This window comes from Microbacterium sp. KUDC0406 (assembly GCF_021582875.1).
Classification (GTDB): domain Bacteria; phylum Actinomycetota; class Actinomycetes; order Actinomycetales; family Microbacteriaceae; genus Microbacterium.
In genome coordinates, this window is sequence record NZ_CP091138.1 from 419,190 (window position 1) to 435,757 (window position 16,568).

At 69.5% G+C, this 16,568-nt stretch carries 14 protein-coding genes and 2 pseudogenes; 11 read left to right on the forward strand and 5 right to left on the reverse strand.

Annotation, left to right across the window (positions count from 1 at the left end; translation table 11 throughout):
* Nucleotide 1: 1 nt before the first annotated feature.
* Nucleotides 2–4,196, reverse strand: a pseudogene (gene hrpA, locus L2X99_RS18095) (ATP-dependent RNA helicase HrpA).
* A 745-nt stretch (nt 4,197–4,941) separates the two neighbouring features.
* Here hrpA and L2X99_RS02250 point away from each other — a divergent pair.
* The 6 genes and pseudogenes from L2X99_RS02250 to L2X99_RS18100 all read left to right on the forward strand — a co-directional run bounded on the left by L2X99_RS02250 (nt 4,942) and on the right by L2X99_RS18100 (nt 9,632).
* A complete protein-coding gene (locus tag L2X99_RS02250; protein ID WP_236126925.1) occupies nt 4,942–5,238 on the forward strand; it encodes a transcriptional regulator in 297 nt (98 codons plus the stop codon).
* Nucleotides 5,235–6,140, forward strand: a complete 906-nt coding sequence (locus tag L2X99_RS02255) for an ABC transporter ATP-binding protein (RefSeq protein WP_236135584.1) — start codon at nt 5,235–5,237, stop codon at nt 6,138–6,140. Before L2X99_RS02250 ends, L2X99_RS02255 begins: the two co-directional genes overlap by 4 nt.
* Nucleotides 6,137–6,889 (forward strand): ABC transporter permease, encoded by a 753-nt coding sequence (locus tag L2X99_RS02260; RefSeq protein ID WP_236135585.1) that lies wholly within the window; start codon nt 6,137–6,139, stop codon nt 6,887–6,889. Before L2X99_RS02255 ends, L2X99_RS02260 begins: the two co-directional genes overlap by 4 nt.
* A gap of 48 nt (nt 6,890–6,937) precedes the next feature.
* A pseudogene (locus L2X99_RS02265) lies at nt 6,938–7,772 on the forward strand (aldo/keto reductase).
* Nucleotides 7,773–7,870: 98 nt separating this feature from the next.
* Nucleotides 7,871–9,493, forward strand: a complete 1,623-nt coding sequence (locus L2X99_RS02270) for a thioredoxin domain-containing protein (protein WP_329608117.1) — start codon at nt 7,871–7,873, stop codon at nt 9,491–9,493.
* Complete coding sequence (locus tag L2X99_RS18100) at nt 9,483–9,632, forward strand: hypothetical protein (protein ID WP_329608118.1); 150 nt, start codon at nt 9,483–9,485, stop codon at nt 9,630–9,632. Before L2X99_RS02270 ends, L2X99_RS18100 begins: the two co-directional genes overlap by 11 nt.
* A 253-nt stretch (nt 9,633–9,885) precedes the next feature.
* On the opposite strand, the gene L2X99_RS02275 is transcribed toward L2X99_RS18100, so the two are convergent.
* Entirely contained in the window at nt 9,886–10,350 is a 465-nt protein-coding gene (locus tag L2X99_RS02275) for a hypothetical protein (protein WP_236125238.1), read from the reverse strand.
* A 243-nt stretch (nt 10,351–10,593) separates the two neighbouring features.
* On the opposite strand from L2X99_RS02275, the gene L2X99_RS02280 reads away from it, so the two are divergent.
* Nucleotides 10,594–10,860 (forward strand): hypothetical protein, encoded by a 267-nt coding sequence (locus tag L2X99_RS02280; RefSeq protein ID WP_236125237.1) that lies wholly within the window; start codon nt 10,594–10,596, stop codon nt 10,858–10,860.
* Nucleotides 10,861–11,259: 399 nt separating this feature from the next.
* A complete protein-coding gene (locus L2X99_RS02285) occupies nt 11,260–12,186 on the forward strand; it encodes a DUF808 family protein (RefSeq protein ID WP_236135586.1) in 927 nt (308 codons plus the stop codon).
* Here the strand turns inward: L2X99_RS02285 and L2X99_RS02290 are convergent.
* Together L2X99_RS02290 and L2X99_RS02295 are read right to left on the reverse strand one after the other, a co-directional pair.
* Nucleotides 12,177–12,395: a hypothetical protein gene (locus L2X99_RS02290; protein WP_236125236.1), complete on the reverse strand. Its 219-nt coding sequence runs from the start codon at nt 12,393–12,395 to the stop codon at nt 12,177–12,179. The genes L2X99_RS02285 and L2X99_RS02290 overlap by 10 nt on opposite strands.
* Nucleotides 12,395–13,846, reverse strand: a complete 1,452-nt coding sequence (locus L2X99_RS02295) for a dolichyl-phosphate-mannose--protein mannosyltransferase (RefSeq protein ID WP_236125235.1) — start codon at nt 13,844–13,846, stop codon at nt 12,395–12,397. The genes L2X99_RS02290 and L2X99_RS02295 overlap by 1 nt, the downstream gene beginning before the upstream one ends.
* Nucleotides 13,847–14,131: 285 nt before the next feature.
* On the opposite strand from L2X99_RS02295, the gene rsmI reads away from it, so the two are divergent.
* Together rsmI and L2X99_RS02305 are read left to right on the forward strand one after the other, a co-directional pair.
* Nucleotides 14,132–14,953 (forward strand): 16S rRNA (cytidine(1402)-2'-O)-methyltransferase, encoded by an 822-nt coding sequence (gene rsmI, locus L2X99_RS02300; RefSeq protein WP_236135587.1) that lies wholly within the window; start codon nt 14,132–14,134, stop codon nt 14,951–14,953.
* Complete coding sequence (locus L2X99_RS02305; RefSeq protein ID WP_236125234.1) at nt 14,950–15,513, forward strand: uridine kinase; 564 nt, start codon at nt 14,950–14,952, stop codon at nt 15,511–15,513. The genes rsmI and L2X99_RS02305 overlap by 4 nt, the downstream gene beginning before the upstream one ends.
* 10 nt (nt 15,514–15,523) lie before the next feature.
* Here L2X99_RS02305 and L2X99_RS02310 read toward each other — a convergent pair whose 3' ends face one another.
* Nucleotides 15,524–15,775 carry a hypothetical protein gene (locus L2X99_RS02310; RefSeq protein WP_236125233.1) on the reverse strand — a complete coding sequence of 84 codons (252 nt, stop codon included), beginning with the start codon at nt 15,773–15,775 and terminating at the stop codon, nt 15,524–15,526.
* Nucleotides 15,776–15,883: 108 nt separating this feature from the next.
* Between L2X99_RS02310 and L2X99_RS02315 the strand changes: the two genes are divergently transcribed.
* Nucleotides 15,884–16,495, forward strand: a complete 612-nt coding sequence (locus L2X99_RS02315; protein WP_236125232.1) for a class I SAM-dependent methyltransferase — start codon at nt 15,884–15,886, stop codon at nt 16,493–16,495.
* The last annotated feature ends 73 nt before the right edge of the window (nt 16,496–16,568 follow it).

Below are 16,568 nucleotides of genomic sequence, written 5' to 3' on the forward strand. Positions count from 1 at the left end.
ATCAGCGCGCGGCGATCGCCTTCGTGATGCGCTGGGGCGAGACCGGCTGGGCGGTGCCGAGACGCTGCGCGAACAGGCTGACCCGGTACTCCTCGAGCAGCCAGCGAACCTCGACGAGCTGCGCGGGGGCATCGGCAGGCAGCGGCACCGCGCCGCCGGCATCCGCGAACAGAGACGCCATGCGCTCGTACTCGGTCATGCGGGTGCGATCCTTGCCGGGGGCGTCCGCCAGGGTCTTCAGCCGCTCGAGCATGCCGTCGAGATACCGCGGCAGGTGCGCGAGCTGCGTCAGTCCGGTCTCCGTCACGAAGCCCGGATGCACCAGCCCGTTCAGCTGGGACCGGATGTCGTTCAGAGGCGCGAGCAGCGCGAGCGAATTCTGCTTCTTGATGCCCCGCTCCACGTCTCGCGTCCTTGTCAGGACGCGGGCCACGAGAGACACACAGGCGAACAGTTCGTCGACCAGGGCCGCGTTCACGGCATCCCGCACTCGGGTGAACTCGGCCTCGGAGCGGACGATGCCTCCCGGAGCGGCCCGCTCGATCAGCGCGCGGGCGACGGCGGCACGGCAGTCCTCGATCAGCGCCTGCACGTTCTGATAGGGCGAGGCCGCGAGCGCGAGCTTCTCCGGCGCGGTCAGGTGCTCCTGCACGTACGACGACGGCGAGGGAACGTTCAGCAGCACCAGCCGCAGCACACCGTCACGGGTCGCCGCGGCCGCGGCATCCGCCGTCGCCTCCACGCGCAGCGAGACGGCCTTGCCGGTGTCGACCAGTGCGGGATAGCCGCGCACGATGCCGCCGGCGACCTTCGTGTCGAGCACCTCGGGCAGGTCGCCGAAGTCCCACGACGTGATGCCGTCGCGCTCGATCGGGCCGCGAGCGGATGCTGCGGCGACGGATGCCGCGGAGGTGGCGGGCTTCGCGCTCCGCCGCCCCGCGGCTCATCGCCGCGCGAGATCTGCCGCGCGACGCTCTGCCGCGAGCGGCCGGCCAGCTGGTCCTGCAGCTCGCCCAGGTCACGGCTGGAACCGACCACGCGCCCTCGCTCATCGACCGCGCGGAAGTTCATCCGCAGGTGCGACGGCACGCGTTCCATCTCGAAGTCGGTTGCCGAGACGGGCTGATTGGCCAGCGGCAGGATGCGCTTGGCGAGCGCTTCGACGAGCGACAGGGGAGGCAGTCCGGTGTGCTTCTCGGGTCCGGCATCCGCCAGCTCGGCGCCGAAGCGCTCGGCCCAGTCCGCCGCAGGCACGACGTGACGGCGGATCGCCTTCGGCAGCGCGCGCAGCAGCGCGGTGATCAGCTCGGCGCGCAGCCCGGGCACCTGCCAGTCGAAACCCGTGTCCTGCACCTGCTGCAGCAGCGCGAGCGGGATCACCACGCTCACGCCGTCGTCGGGGGCTCCTGGCTCGAAGCGGTAAGCGAGGCCGAGCACCTGATCGCCCTGCGGCCACCGGGTCGGGAACTCGCTCTGCTCGGCGCGCTCGCCGTCGTCGATCAGATCGCTCTCACGCATGACCAGCAGCTTCGGGGTCTGCGCCAGCGCGTCGCGCCACCACTTCTCGAAGGAGCGCACGTCGTATACGTCAGGCGGAATACGTTCGTCGTAGAAGCGGAACACCGCTTCGTCGCCGGCAAGGATGTCGCGGCGCCGTTCGCGCTCCTCGAGCTTCTCCAGACGGCGCCGCAGCTCCGCGTTGGCGCGCCAGAACGCGGTCACGCGCTTGTCGATTCTGGACGGATCCCACTCGCCCTCGACCAGCGCGTGCCGCACGAACAGCTCACGCGCGCCCGGCCGGTCGATACGGGCGAACTGCACGCGACGCCGGGGAATGATCTCGACCCCGAACAGCGTCACCTTCTCGGAGGCGACGGCGGCGCCGGCATCCTTCGACCAGTGCGGCTCCGAGATCTGCCGCTTCGCGAGATCGCCGGCGAGCGACTCCGCCCACGCCGGATCGATCTGCGCGACGGTGCGTGCGAAGGTGCGCGAGGTCTCCACGATCTCGGCGGCCATCACGGCGGGCGGCGACTTCTTGCGCAGCGCCGATCCCGGGAAGATCGAGAACCGGATGCCGCGCGCGCCGCGATACTCGGCGATGCGGCGCTTCTCGCCCTTGGTCTTGTTCTTGCCCTTCGACGGGCTCAGGGAGCCATTCGCCGTGGAACGCTCGTCGAGGATGCCGATCTGCGAGAGCAGCCCCGCGAGGATCGCGCGGTGGACGGCGTCGCCGTTCTCTGCACCGGTCGTCTCCGCCCCGGTCGCCCCGCGAGCGACGGGGGTGTTCGTTGAGCGAGCCGCCGGCGAGTCGAAACGCAGAGACGAAACGCTCCCAGCTCCCTGAGGCACGTCACCGCGTTTCGTCTCGCTGCGCTCGCTCAACGACCCGGGAGCGGTGCGGTCGCTCAACGACCGGGTCAGCGTCTTCAGCTGCCGGTGCACGTCGAACCACTCCCGTACGCGCACGTAGTTGAGGTGCTCGCTGCGGCACATGCGCCGGAACGCGCTCGATCCGAGCTCCTTCTGCTGCTCGCGCAGGTGGTTCCAGAGGTTCAGCAGGGTGAGGAAGTCGCTGGTCGGATCCGCGAAGCGGGCGTGCATCCGGTCGGCCTCATCGCGGATGCCCTGCGGAGCCTCCGCCGAGGGCCGCTCGCGCACGTCCTGGATCGAGAGACCGGCGACGATCGGCAGCACCTCTTCCAGAACGTGGGTCCCTGAGCCCGTCGATGGGCGGCCGGCCTCGACGAGCATCCGTGCGAATCGCGGGTCCATCGGCATCCGGGCGATGTCGCGGCCGATGCGGGTGAGCCTTGGTGCGCCGTCTCGTGACAGCGCGACCGCGCCGAGCTCGCCGAGCAGGTCGAGCGCGGCCTTCACGCCACGGGAGTCCGGGGGAGTGAGGAACGGGAACTCGGTGATGTCGCCGAAGCCGAGCGACAGCATCTGCAGCACGACCGACGCGAGCGAGGTGCGCAGGATCTCCGGCTCGGTGAACTCGGGGCGCTTCTCGAAGTCGTCCTCGCCGTACAGGCGGATCGCGATTCCGTCGCTGGTACGGCCGGCGCGCCCCGACCGCTGGTTCGCGGATGCCTGTGACACGGCCTCGATCGGCAGCCGCTGCACCTTCGAGCGGTTGCTGTACCGCGAGATGCGGGCCGTGCCGGTGTCGACGACGTACTTGATGCCGGGCACGGTGAGACTGGTCTCGGCGACGTTCGTGGCGAGGATGACGCGGCGGCGCACGCCGGCCACCTTCGAGGGCTCGAAGACCCGGTGCTGCTCGGCGGCGGAGAGGCGGCCGTACAGCGGCAGCACCTCCACCGGCGCGGTCTGCGAGCGATAGGCGGCGCGCACGGCCTCGGCCGCATCGCGGATCTCGGCCTCGCCCGGCAGGAACACGAGCACGTCGCCGGCGGGTTCGCGGTCGAGCTCGCGCAGCGCGCCGACGATCGCGGTGACCTCGTCCTCCGGCTCCGGGGTGGCGCCAGAACTCCGGAGATCTCTTGCGGCGGCGCCGCCTGCGGGGCGGTTCATCGGCCTCCGCGCAGGCTGCTCCGGAGTTGTGTCCCCGTCGACCAGCGGCCGGTACCTGATCTCCACCGGGTACGTCCGGCCGGAGACTTCGATGATCGGGGCGGGGGCCGGTTGGGTCCCTGAGCCTGTCGAAGGGGCCGAGAAGTGCGCTGCGAAGCTCTGCGGGTCGATCGTCGCCGAGGTGATAATCACCTTCAGGTCGGGTCGCTCGGGCAGGATGCGGTGCAGGTAGCCGAGTAGGAAGTCGACGTTCAGCGACCGCTCGTGCGCCTCGTCGATGATGATCGTGTCGTAGCGGCGCAGCAGCCGGTCGCGGTGGATCTCGTTGAGCAGGATGCCGTCGGTCATCAGCGCGATTCGCGTGGCATCCGAGATCTGATCGGTGAAGCGCACCTTGTAGCCGACCAGGTCGCCGAGCTCGACGTGCAGCTCCTCGGCGACGCGCTCAGCGATCGTGCGTGCCGCGAGACGTCTGGGCTGGGTGTGCGCGATGCGCTCGCGGCCCAGCTCGAGGCAGATCTTCGGCAGCTGGGTGGTCTTGCCCGAGCCGGTGGCGCCGGCGACGATCACGACCTGGTGGTCGCGGATGGCATCGGCGATCTCGCCGCGCGCGGCCGAGACCGGCAGCTCCGGGGATAGACGATCACGGGCGAAGACATAGCCCTCCATCTTATGAGGTCGAGCAGCGCCGATCATCGCGACCCATTGACATGCAAATAAGTTTGCAGTACAAAGTGGTTTATGAACGAAGACGAAGATGTGCCGCTGTCGCCGGAGCAGATGCTGTCGCTGGTGCAGGACCAGCAGCGCACGGTGACCGGACGGATGGCCGGCTTCGTGCCGTGGATCCTGGTCGCCTGGGGCATCGCCTGGCTCGTGGGCTTCCTGATCCTGTGGTGGGACGCCGGGCAGCATCCGCAGAACACAGCGCCGACGCTCGCGGCCGGACTCACGTTCGCCGGGCTGATCTTCGCCGCAGGCCTGGTGTCGATGGTGCTCGGCATCCGCTCCGGGCGCGGCCTGCGCGGCACGCAGGACAGCGCGATCCTCGGCATCGTCTACGGCAACACCTGGTGGGTGGGCAGCATCGCCGTGGTGGTGATCGGGCAGGCGCTGGTGCAGGCGGGTATGGACACCGACCTGCTCGGGGTGTTCTACCCGAGCGCGTTCATCTTCTTCGCCGGCGTGATGTACATCATGTCCGGACTGATCTGGCGGGCGTACCCGATGGTGGTGCTCGGCCTCTGGTCTGTGGCGATGGCGGCGATCGGATCGCTGCTGCCGCCGCCGGTGAACTACCTGGTCTACGCGCTCGCCGGGGAGGGGCGTTCCTGCTCGTCGCGGCCTGGACCGCCTGGTGGGTGTACCTCGCGCGTCGTCGCGTCGCCACTGCGGAGGTCGGCCGTGCCTGACCTCGACCCCGTCATCCACGCCCAGGCGCGGCTGCGCATCGTCGCCGCGCTCGCCACGCTCGACGCGAAGGACCAGATCACCTTCCCTCGGCTGCAGGAGGTGCTCGACATGACCGCCGGCAACCTCTCCACGCATCTGCGCAAGCTCGAGGACGCGGACTACGTCATCGTCGAGAAGACCCACAGGGGACGCACGCCCGTCACCTACATCGCGCTCACCACGAAGGGCCGCCGGGCCTTCGAGGACTACACCGCGCAGCTGCGCGGCCTGCTGGGAGGAACGACATGACACTGGCATCCTTCGACCACGTCACCCGGCGTTTCGGCGACCTCGTCGCCGTGGACGACGTCACGCTCGACATCCCCGAGGGGCAGATCCTCGGGCTGCTCGGCCCGAACGGCGCGGGCAAGTCCACACTGCTGTCGCTGCTGCAGGGTCTGCGCCGGCCGACATCCGGCACGGTGCGCCTGCTCGGCGGCGACCCGCGCGATCCCTCGTCGCGGATCCGGCTGGGCAGCACGCCGCAGGAGACCGCGCTGCCCGAGACGCTGCGGGTCGGCGAGGTGCTGGACTTCGTCGGCAGCCATTTTCCGGAGCGGGTGGATGCCGGTGAGCTGGCCGAGCAGTTCGGCTTCGCCGACCTGCTGAGACGGCAGACCGGCGGGCTCTCCGGGGGTCAGCGGCGGCGCATCTCGGTGGCGCTCGCGTTCGTCGGTGCCCCGCGGCTCGTGCTGCTGGATGAACCGTCCACCGGGCTCGACGTCGATGCCCGGCGGGTGCTCTGGAGCGCGATCCGCGATCGGCATGCGCAGGGGGCGACGATCGTCGTGACCAGCCACTACCTGGAGGAGATCGAGGCGCTCGCCGAGCGCGTGGTCGTCGTCGACCGCGGGCGGATCGTCGCAGACGACGCGCTGCGAGGAGTGCTCGGCCGGGTCGCCCGGTCACGTGTCACGCTGCGCACCGCGGATGCCGGCGAGGTGATCGCTCTCGCCGACGATGCCCCCGCCGTGACGGAGGACGGCGAACTGACCCTGATGGTGGGCGACTCCGACGACTTCGTGCGCCGGCTCGTGGGCAGCGGCCTCGACTTCTCGGAGCTCAGCGTGCGCGGCGCCACGCTCGAAGAGGCGTTCCTGGCGCTGACAGGTGAGGATCCGGAGCCCGCAGCGGAAGGAGGCATCCGATGAGCGTCATCTCCCTGACCGCGGTGCACGCGAAATACAGTCTGCTGGAGACCCTGCGGGTTCCGATCGCCGTGATCGGATCGATCGCGTTCCCTTCGCTGGCTCTGCTGTTCTTCGTCGTGCCGAATCGCACCGTCGCCGACAATCCCGAGTTCGCCACCCAGGCGATCATCGCGATGGGCGTGTTCGCGGTGATGGCGAACGGGCTGTTCTCGTTCGGGCTGACCATCGCCGAGAACAGGTCGAAGCCGTGGGATCCGTACCTGCGCACCCTGCCCGCGCCGGGGATCGTACGGGTGCTCGCCCAGATCTTCTCCACCGGCGCGCTCGGCTTCCTGGCGCTGCTCCCGATCGTCGTGATCGGGGGTCTGCTCACCAGCGCCGAGGCGTCGCCGTGGCGAGTGATCGCAGGGCTGGTCGCGATCGCCGTCTCCGCGCTGCCCTTCATGCTGATCGGAACCTGCATCGGCTATTCGATGCCGGAGAAGGCGGCGATCGCCGTCGTGCAGGTCGTCATGTTCGGCCTGGCGTTCGCCGGCGGGCTGTTCCTGCCGCCGATCATGTTCGCCGACTGGCTCGACACCCTGTCGAAGTTCTTCCCTTCGCGGCAGGCGCGCGAGTTCGTGATCTGGGCCGTGCAGGGCGGTGACCTGCCGTGGTGGTCCTGGACGGGCATCTTGTTCTGGACCGCGGTGTTCCTCGCCCTCGCGCTGTGGCTGTTCCGCCGGGATGAGGGGAAGCGGTTCCGCTGAGTGCCACCGCGCCCGTCACCTGTCATCACAAGCCTCTAGGCTGGACGCATGATCATCCCCACTCGTGCATTCAACGACGGCTACGACATTCCGCAGCTCGGCTACGGCGTCTTCAAGGTCGACCCGGCCGAGACCGAGCGTGCGGTCTCCGAGGCGCTCGAGATCGGTTACCGGCACATCGACACCGCAGCGATCTACGGCAACGAGGAGGGCGTGGGCGCGGCCATCGCGAAGAGCGGCGTGCCGCGCGACGAGCTGTTCATCACGACCAAGCTCTGGAACGACCGCCACGACGGCGACGAGCCGGATGCCGCGATCGCCGAGAGCCTCGACAAGCTCGGCCTGGACCACGTGGACCTGTACCTGGTGCATTGGCCGACCCCGGCCCGCAACAACCACGTGCACGCCTGGGAGAAGCTGATCGGGATTCGCGATCAGGGTCTTGCGACCTCGATCGGCGTCTCGAACTTCCTCATTCCGCACCTGGATGACATCGTCACCGCCACCGGTGTGACCCCGCGGTCGACCAGATCGAACTGCACCCCGCCTACCAGCAGCGCGAGGTCACCGACTGGGCCGCCGCGCACGGCGTGCAGGTCGAGGCCTGGGGCCGCTCGGCCAGGGCAAGTACGACCTGTTCGGCACGCCGGCCGTGGCCGATGCCGCTGCCGCGACCGGGAAGACGCCCGCACAGGTCGTGCTGCGCTGGCACCTGCAGAAGGGGAACATCGTGTTCCCCAAGTCGGTGCACGCCGAGCGCCTGCGTGAGAACATCGACGTCTTCGACTTCGAGCTCTCGGACGACCAGATCGCCGCGATCGACGCGATCGACCCGGGCGACGGCTCCGGCCGCGTCAGCGCGCACCCCTCCGAACTGAACTGATCACGGTTCCGGTCTCACTCGCTGCGGGTCTGCGGGCATCCGCACCCGCAACGAGTGCGACCGGAACCGGGAGAGCGCGGCCGGCGTAGCGTGGAGCCATGAGCAACCGCCTGGCAGGCACCCTCAGCCCGTATCTGCGCGCGCACGCCGACAACCCCGTGGACTGGCATCCGTGGGGGCAGGAGGCGTTCGACGAGGCCCAGCGCCGCGACGTGCCGGTGCTGATCTCGATCGGCTACTCCACCTGCCACTGGTGCCACGTGATGGCGCGGGAGTCCTTCTCCGACGCTGCGACCGCCGAAGACCTGAACGCCGGCTTCGTGGCGATCAAGGTCGACCGCGAGGAGCATCCCGAGGTCGACGCGGCCTACATGGCGGCGGCATCCGCCTTCACGCAGAGTCTGGGCTGGCCGCTCACCGTGTTCACGACGCCCTCCGGGCGCGCGTTCCATGCCGGCACCTACTTCCCGCCGGTCGCCCGCGGCGGGATGCCATCGTTCCGCGACGTGCTCGCCGCCGTACGCGAAGCCTGGGCGGATCGGCGCGAGGTCGTCGTGGAGCAGGCGGATACCGTGGCATCCGCGCTCTCGCAGATCGTGACCGAGCCGTCCCCGCTGCCGTCGCCTTCGCAGTTGTCGGATGCCGCAGCACAGGTGGCGAGTCGCGAGGACCGCGTCTACGGCGGATTCGGCGGAGCACCGAAGTTCCCCGTCGCGACGACGCTGCGGTTCCTGCAGACCGTCGGGCCGAGCGAGGTCGCCGACCGCGCGCTGACAGCGATGGCCGGCTCCGAACTGCGGGACGAGGACGGCGGGTTCTTCCGCTACGCGACGCAGCGCGACTGGACCGTGCCGCACTACGAGCGGATGCTGATCGACAACGCGCAGCTTCTTGATGTGGCCCTCGCTGCGGGGCGGATCGATGTCGTGCGCGGCGTCGCGGACTTCCTGCTCGGCGTGCTGCGGCGCGAGGGCGGCGGCTTCGGAGCAGCACAGGACTCGGAGTCGTGGATCGACGGGCAGCGCGACGAGGGCGGGTACTATCGGCGGCCGGTCGCCGAGCGGAGCGGGCTGGAGCCCCCGGCCGTCGACGGCAAGGTGCTCACGGGGTGGAACGGGCTCGCGATCGGCGCGCTGGCCCGTGCCGGTGCGGCACTGGCTGAGCCGTCCTGGATCGACGCGGCGGCGGGTGCGGCCCGCTTCGTGCTGGCGACGAACCGCTCCCCTGAAGGTGCACTGGTGCGGTCCTCGCTCGACGGCGTCGCGTCGGCCGCGGTCGCGACGACGGCGGATTCCGGGCTGCTGGCCGACGGGCTGTTCGCGCTCGCGCTCGCGACGGGGGAGGCGTCCTGGGCGACCGCGGCGCTGGATGTGCTGAACGCGCCCGTCACGGGCGACCCTGTGCTCGTCGCTCAGGACATCCCGGTCGCGGGTGACGACAGCGACGGTGACCTTCCTTCCGGCACGGCGGCGCTCGCCGCCGGCATCCCTCACGGCCTGGCGTCTGGGCGCAGGGGCCTCCTATCTGGAGCGGGCGACGGACCTGGTCGCGGGACTCGCCGGGCGGGCCGTCGAGCATCCGTTCGGGTACTGCGCGCTGCTGCGGGTGGCCGCGGGGCTGGCGTCGTCGCCGCGGCAGATCGTGATCGTCGGCGGTGCGGGCGAGCTCGCCGAGGCGGCGCATCGGACCGATGCCGACATCGTCGCGGTGGTGACGCCTGAGCAGGCCCGCGCCTTCGCGGATGCCGGGTTCGAGCTGTTTCTGGAGAAGGACGCAGTGGAGGGCGTGGCGTACGACTGCCGCGACTTCGTGTGCCGGCTGCCGACGAGCGATCCGGAGCAGCTGTCTCCCGCCCGCTGAACCGGGGCCACCGTTCGCCGAGGACAGCAGAATGGGCGAGAACAGCGCGCATACGCTTCTGCTCCTCTCGCTCGATGGCATCGCCTGGACGGCCGGAGCGCTGATGAGTGTCACGGCTTCGAGCAGCGCGTGCGAGCAGATCCGCCTGCCGACCTTCGTTGCGGCATCCGCCGGACTCACACGGGAACAGGCGCTGGGCGCTGCGCGCACAGCGGGGAGAGACGAAGGACGGGCGCTCATGCCACCGCTGGGTTCATCTTCGGCGAGTCGAGGCGGCGATCCGTTCTCTGTCGACATCGCGCCGCGCCGTCAGGAGAGCGACGTGCAGTCTTGTGAGCGGGAGTAGGAACTCCCTGCCGTTGACGAGGCGGCACCGCGTGATGAGGTCTGAGAGTGCGGAGGCGTATCGGACCTGAGCCGCGCGGTCGATGCGGTCGGGCAGCAGCCAGGGGTCGCAAAGGAAATCGGGCAGCGCGAGGACGAGCGGGTCGGCGTTCATCGTGTGCAGGAATGCGCGATCTGAGTCGAACTGTCGCTCCATCTCGAGCACGGTTCGATCGTGGTCCGTCAGTTGCGCTGGGCCTTCGGTCTCAAGGTAGCGCTCCAGGTGCGCGGCCGCGGTCTCGACCCGTCGTCGGCGCAGGCCACTCTTGCCTTCCAGCTGCTGGGCCAGGTGAGTATGCAGAATCTCAGTGATCGGCGGTCGTCTGCGGTCCATGTACTGATATTGCGCCGAGGCTCCGACATTGCAGGTGCGGTTTCTGGGTGCTGTGCCGCGATGCCTGTGACTGAGCCGGCAGACATTCGACGAGGGCAGGACGGATGCTGCGGAACCATCGCTGTTTCGGGGTGTTCTCCTGTATCCGGCGACTCGAGTGGAAAAGATTGGTTCAATCTGGGGTTTAAGGTTTGGGGCGAAACTGTGTTCGAATGTCGGTGGTGGTCGGTTGAATGGGGGGATATGAACGGCGACGTGGTGGACCGGGTGGAGGCTCTGGAGGCAGAGCTTTCCGGGGTGCTCGCCGACGCGTTCGAAGGAGAGGTTCTTCCGGATCTGCCCGATGCTGACCTGATGCGGCTGTTGGATGTCGCCGGGCGGATCCAGCGGCGTGTGGACGGTGTGCTGGTAGAAGCCGCGGTGCAGGTGCGGGACAGGTCGGAGGGGCTGCGGGATGAGCGGCTCACGACCCGGCATCGTCTGAGACCCGCGGCGTCTCGCGGGTCGTGAGCGTTCCTGACCCGCGTCACTCCGCTCCGTTCGACGGTGCTTCCACCGACTGCGCTCTCGCCCGCCGTGTCCTCGTCTGCGCTCTCGCGGGCCGTGTCCTCGACCACCGCGACTGGCACCCCACCAGCAAGACCCGACTCCGCACCGTCGCTGGACGCGACAGCCCCTGAGGTGCGCCCGGTCTCGCGCGGGGCCGACGAGCCGCGCGACCGGTGCCTCCCGATGATCGGTGTCGTCTCAGACCTGCGGTGTCTCGCGGGCTGTGAAGCGTTCCTGACCGCTCCGCGAAGCTCCTCTCGACGGTGCTTCCACAGCCCGCGCTCTCCCCGGCCGAGCCAGTTCCGCACCAGATAGTGTTCTCCCGGGCCGACACGGCCCCCGAGTTCAGAGGGAGAACCCATGTCGGTCGGTCTGCTGGCGGTCGTCGACGACATCCTGAGCGCCGCGATGAAGGCATCCGCCAAGGCGGCGGGCGTCGTGATCGACGACGCCGCCGTCACTCCGCAGTATGTGCAGGGGCTGACGCCGGCACGCGAGCTGCCGGTGGTCGGCCGCATCGCGCTGGGGTCGCTCGGAAACAAGTTCCTCATCATCATCCCCGTCGCGCTGATGCTCACGGCGTTCGCACCAGCGGTGCTGCCGTACCTGCTGATCGTCGGAGGCGTGTATCTGTGTTTCGAGGGCGCCGAGAAAGTGCTCGAATGGTTCGGCTTCGGCCACGGCCATGAGGAGGAGGGAGCTCGCGACGAGAAGCGTCTCGTCTGGGGCGCCATCCGCACCGACCTCATCCTGTCGACCGAGATCATGCTCATCTCGCTGGCGAGCCTCGACAAGGGCCTCGGCTTCTGGCAGACCCTGATGATCCTTGCCGTGATCGCCGCGATCATGACGGGCGTCGTCTACGGCGCCGTCGCCCTGCTGGTGAAGATCGACGACATCGGACTGAAGATGGCCAAGAGCCCTGTGCGCCGTGTGCGGCATACCGGCACCCGCATCGTGCTCTCGATGCCGGCTGTGTTCCGCGTGATCAGTGTGGTCGGCACTATCGCCATGCTCTGGGTCGGCGGACATCTGGTGCTCGCGAACCTCGGCGAGGTGGGGTTCCACCCGCCTGCCGACCTGCTGCACGGCGTCGAGGAACTGCTCGCCCCGCTCGGCGGATTCGTCGTCTGGCTCGGCGACACCGCGATCTCCGCCGTCGCCGGAGTTCTGGTCGGCCTGATCGTCGTCGGGGTCCTGCTCGGCGTCGGCCGCCTCTTCGGCCGCCGCCCGCAGTTCGACGAAGGGCACCACAGGCCCGTCGCGGAGGAGACCGCTCAGCGCTGATTGCGCGGATGCTGGCGCGCGGTGCGCTCGTTGCCGCGCCGGTAGTTCCCGGTGGCCCTCGCCATCAGCAGCTGCGCGTCCCCGCGCTCGACCTCGTCGAGGAACTCGGCGGCGCGTGCACCGCGCAGCACCGTCGCCGTTCGTCCGTGGTGCGTGATCACCACGTCCGCGCCGCGAACGCTGAACGCGAATCCGTTCGGGGCGGGCATCAGATCCAGCCCGGCATCCAGTTGTGCACGAGCCAGAAGTCGTAGGGCACGCTCATGCCGGTCCACACCGGATAGAAGAACGCCGACAGCAGGGTCGCGACGAGCAGGAACACGAAGACAGTACGCTGCCCGGCCAGGCGCCTGTGCAGCGGAGCATTCGATTCTCCGGCGAGCGATCTCAGCGCGACGGCCAGCGCGATCACGACGAACGGCACCATCACCACCGTGTAGAACTGGAAGATCGTGCGCTCGGGGTACAGCAGCCACGGCACATAGGTGACGGCGATCCCCACCAGAGGCGCCGTGAAAGCCGGACCGACCGGCTGCCGGAGAAGAAGCCCGCGCACGAACCGGTACAGCAGGTAGAGCACCGCTGCCATGCCGGCGAACCAGATCAGAGGGTTGGGCACGGAGGAGATCACCGAGATGCAGTGATGCGTGCCGCATTCGCCCTGCTCGTTGCCGACCCAGATCGCAGTCGGTCGCAGCAGCAGCGGCCACTGCCAGGCCGGACTCGCGTACGGATGCGAGGCGTGCAGGTTCACGTGGAACCCGTAGATCGCCTCGTGGTACTTCCACAGCTCGATCAGGGGATTGCCGCCCGCCGAACGTCCGTACCCACCCGAGGTCACCATCCATCCGGTCCACGAGGTCAGGTACGTCAGCAGCGCCGGCGGCACGAGCAGCAGGAACGAAACAGGGCCCTGGCGGAAGGCGGCATCCGTCGGCCACAACGTGACACCGGCGCGTCGCCGTGCGAGCGCGTCGGTGACCACGACGTAGATTCCCAGGCCGGCGAGCACGTACAGCCCCGACCACTTCACGGCGGATGCCGCGCCCAGCGCGACGCCCGCCGCGATCAGCCACGGACGGCGCCACAGGATCCGGCCGAGCATCGGCTCGTCGACGTCGGGATCCCGTCTCTCGATGAACGGGATCGCATGCCGGCGATCGTAGAGCACGAACAGGAAGCCGAGCAGCACGAAGAAGGTGAGGATGCCGTCCAGCAGGGCGATCCGGCTCAGCACGATGCTGAGTCCGTCGATCGCCAGCAGATACGCCGCGATCGTCGCGACCACGCGCGAGCGCGTCAGCTCGCGCGTGATCAGGTAGACGACCAGCACGGACAGGGTTCCGATGATGGCCGTGGAGATGCGCCAGCCCACGCTCGACCCAGGGCCGAAGGCGGCCATCCCGAGTGCGATGAGCCATTTGCCCAGCGGCGGATGCACCACGAAGCTGCCCTCGGTGCCGAGGGCTCCGGTGTCGCCGTTCAGCAGCGCCTCGTTCGCGCCGTCGCCCCAGGTAGCCTCGTAGCCGTTGATCCACAGCGACCAGGCATCCTTGACGTAGTACGTCTCGTCGAACATGATCGCGTGCGGATGCCCGAGGTTCGTCAGCCGCAGCACGGCCGCGAGCAGCGTGACCAGCAGCGGCGGAAGCCATCGCATGATCCGGTCCAGCCGGGGGCAGCGACGATCCGATCGCGCAGGGTCTCGAGACGGGTCGCTCGCCGCTCGACGGGCGGCAGCAGCGGGGCGGTCTCGGTCACCCTGACAGCCTACGGTGAGCGTGCTCGCGCGGACCGCGGCGGCTGACTGAGACGCGGTGTCGCCGTGCCGTTCGCGCGGAAGTGTGCGCTTCGCGCGGAAGCACGAGCAGATGTCGCCCGCGTGAGCCGCACATTTCCGCGCCGGGCGCTCGTGCGGGACCCCGCGATCTCTAAGCTGAGTCGCATGATCATCCTCGCGGCGACCCCGATCGGCAATCTCGGAGACGCGTCGCGGCGGCTCATCGAGGTGCTCGAGAACGCCGAGGTCGTCGCCGCCGAGGACACCCGCACCACGCAGCGGCTGCTGCAGGCGCTGCAGATCGCCAACCGGCCGCGGCTGATCGCGCTGCACGACCACAACGAGAAGCAGAAGGCGGCCGATCTCGTCGCCCTCGCCGCCGAGCAGGACATCGTCGTCGTCAGCGACGCGGGCATGCCGGCCGTGAGCGACCCGGGCTACGGGCTGGTCGCCGCCGCCGTCGACGCGGGCGTCACGGTCACCGCGATCCCCGGTCCGAGCGCGGTGCTCATGGCACTCGCCATCTCTGGTCTGCCGACCGACCGGTTCACGTTCGAGGGCTTCCTGCCGCGGAAGCCGGGGGAGCGGCGCTCCGCTCTCACCGCCCTGGCATCCGAGTCCCGCACGATGCTGTTCTTCGAGTCCCCGTCCCGTATCGCGGCCTCCCTCGCCGACATGGGGGCGGCCTTCGGCGACGACCGCCGCATCGCCGTGTGCCGTGAGCTCACGAAGCTCTACGAGGAGGTGCGCCGCGGCACCGCCGTCGATCTCTCCGCCTGGGCCGCACAGGGCGTGAAGGGCGAGATCGTCGTGGTCGTCGAGGGGGCGGCGCCGGTCGAGGTCTCCGCCGAGGATGCCGCGGCACAGGTGCAGACACTCGTAGCGTCGGGGATGCGACTGAAGGACGCCTGTGCCGAGGTCGCCGCCGCGACCGGACTCGGCTCGCGCGACCTGTACCAGCAGGCGCTCGCCGCGAGGAAGGCGTGACCTTCTGGCCGGACTTCGCGAACGCCGTCCTCGCTGCCGTCGGCACGGGACGGCTGGTCGCGATCGACGGCGTCGACGGGAGCGGGAAGACGCACTTCGCTGCGAACCTCGCCGCGCACGTCACGGGCCGGCCGGTGGCCGTCGTTCACGTGGACGACTTCCTCAACCCGCCCCGCATCCGCCATGCGAAGGGGCGGCACTCGCCGTTCGGGTTCTGGGAGGACACTTACGACTACCGCGCACTCGAAAGCGGCGTGCAGAACCGGCTGGAGGAGGATCCTGCAGTCCTCGTACTCGTGGAGGGCATGTTCCTTCTGCGCGATGACCTCGCATCCCGCTGGGACGCCTCGATCCATCTGGCTGTCCCGTTCACGGTGACCGCCGCGCGCATGGCCGTTCGCGACGGCAGCCACCCCGACCCGGAGCATCCGTCGATGCGGCGGTACGTCGGCGGGCAGCGCCTGTACTTCGAGGCGGCGCGCCCGTGGGAACGGGCGGACTTCGTCATCGACAACAGTGACTACGCGCATCCGCGGGTGGTTCCCGCGCCGGGTCGTTGACCTGCGAGGGTCAGGTCGGGCGCCTGCGGAGGGTGCGGATCAACCGGTATGCGGCGTATGCCGCGACCGCGGCGCAGATGACGGCGATCGTCCAGGAGACCGGCCAGCCCAGCGCCGGTCCTGAGGTGCAGTGGCTCGCATCCGGGTTGCCCTCGCCGGCATCGAGGCACATACCAGTCGATCCGGTGAACGGAGCGATCGCGACGATCCCTGCCGCGACGATCACGGCGATCCAGATCCACGCCCGTTCTGCCCGGCTCATGTCCCGACCGTACCCGTCCCGCTCGACGATCGCACCACGTCGCGACGACTGCACCACGTGTCGCCGTCGGCAGGTGGTGGTGTCGCCGGCGACCGGTACAGTCGCCGCGTGACCGACTCGCGGATCGCCGCCGCCTACGACTCCCGCGCCGCGGAGTACACCGCGCTCATCGGCAACCTCGACCAGATGGAGGCGCCCGACATCGAGCTGATCGGATGCTGGCGCGACGCGACGACGGGGCCGCTCCTGGATGCCGGTTGCGGGCCGGGCCTGTGGACCGCGTTCCTGCATGACGACGGGCACGACGCGCAGGGGATCGACCTCTCCGCAGAGTTCATCGAGGCAGCACGAGCGCGCCATCCCGGTCGCGAGTTCACGGTCGGATCGTTCCGGAGGCTGCCGTTCCCGGATGCCTCGTTCGGCGGCATCCTCGCCTGGTACTCGCTCATCCACACCCCGCCCGAGGACCTGCCCGCGATCCTCGTCGAGTTCGCCCGCGTGCTCGCGCCCGGCGGCAGCATCCTGATCGGCTTCTTCGACGGCACCCCGCGCGAGCCCTTCGCCCACGTCGTCGCCCCCGCGTACTTCTGGTCAGCCGAGGCACTCGCCGTTCTGCTCGACGCCGCAGGCCTTACCGTCACGCACACCGAGCGCCGCGACCGCCGACCGGGGGCCGCGAGTGTCCGCCCGCACGGTGCTCTCGCGGCGAGGCGTCGCTGACCGCTGCGCATCATCTCGGATTCCTGCACGATCGCGGAGCGCTCGCCCCGGAAGCATCGTGGATTCATACGGT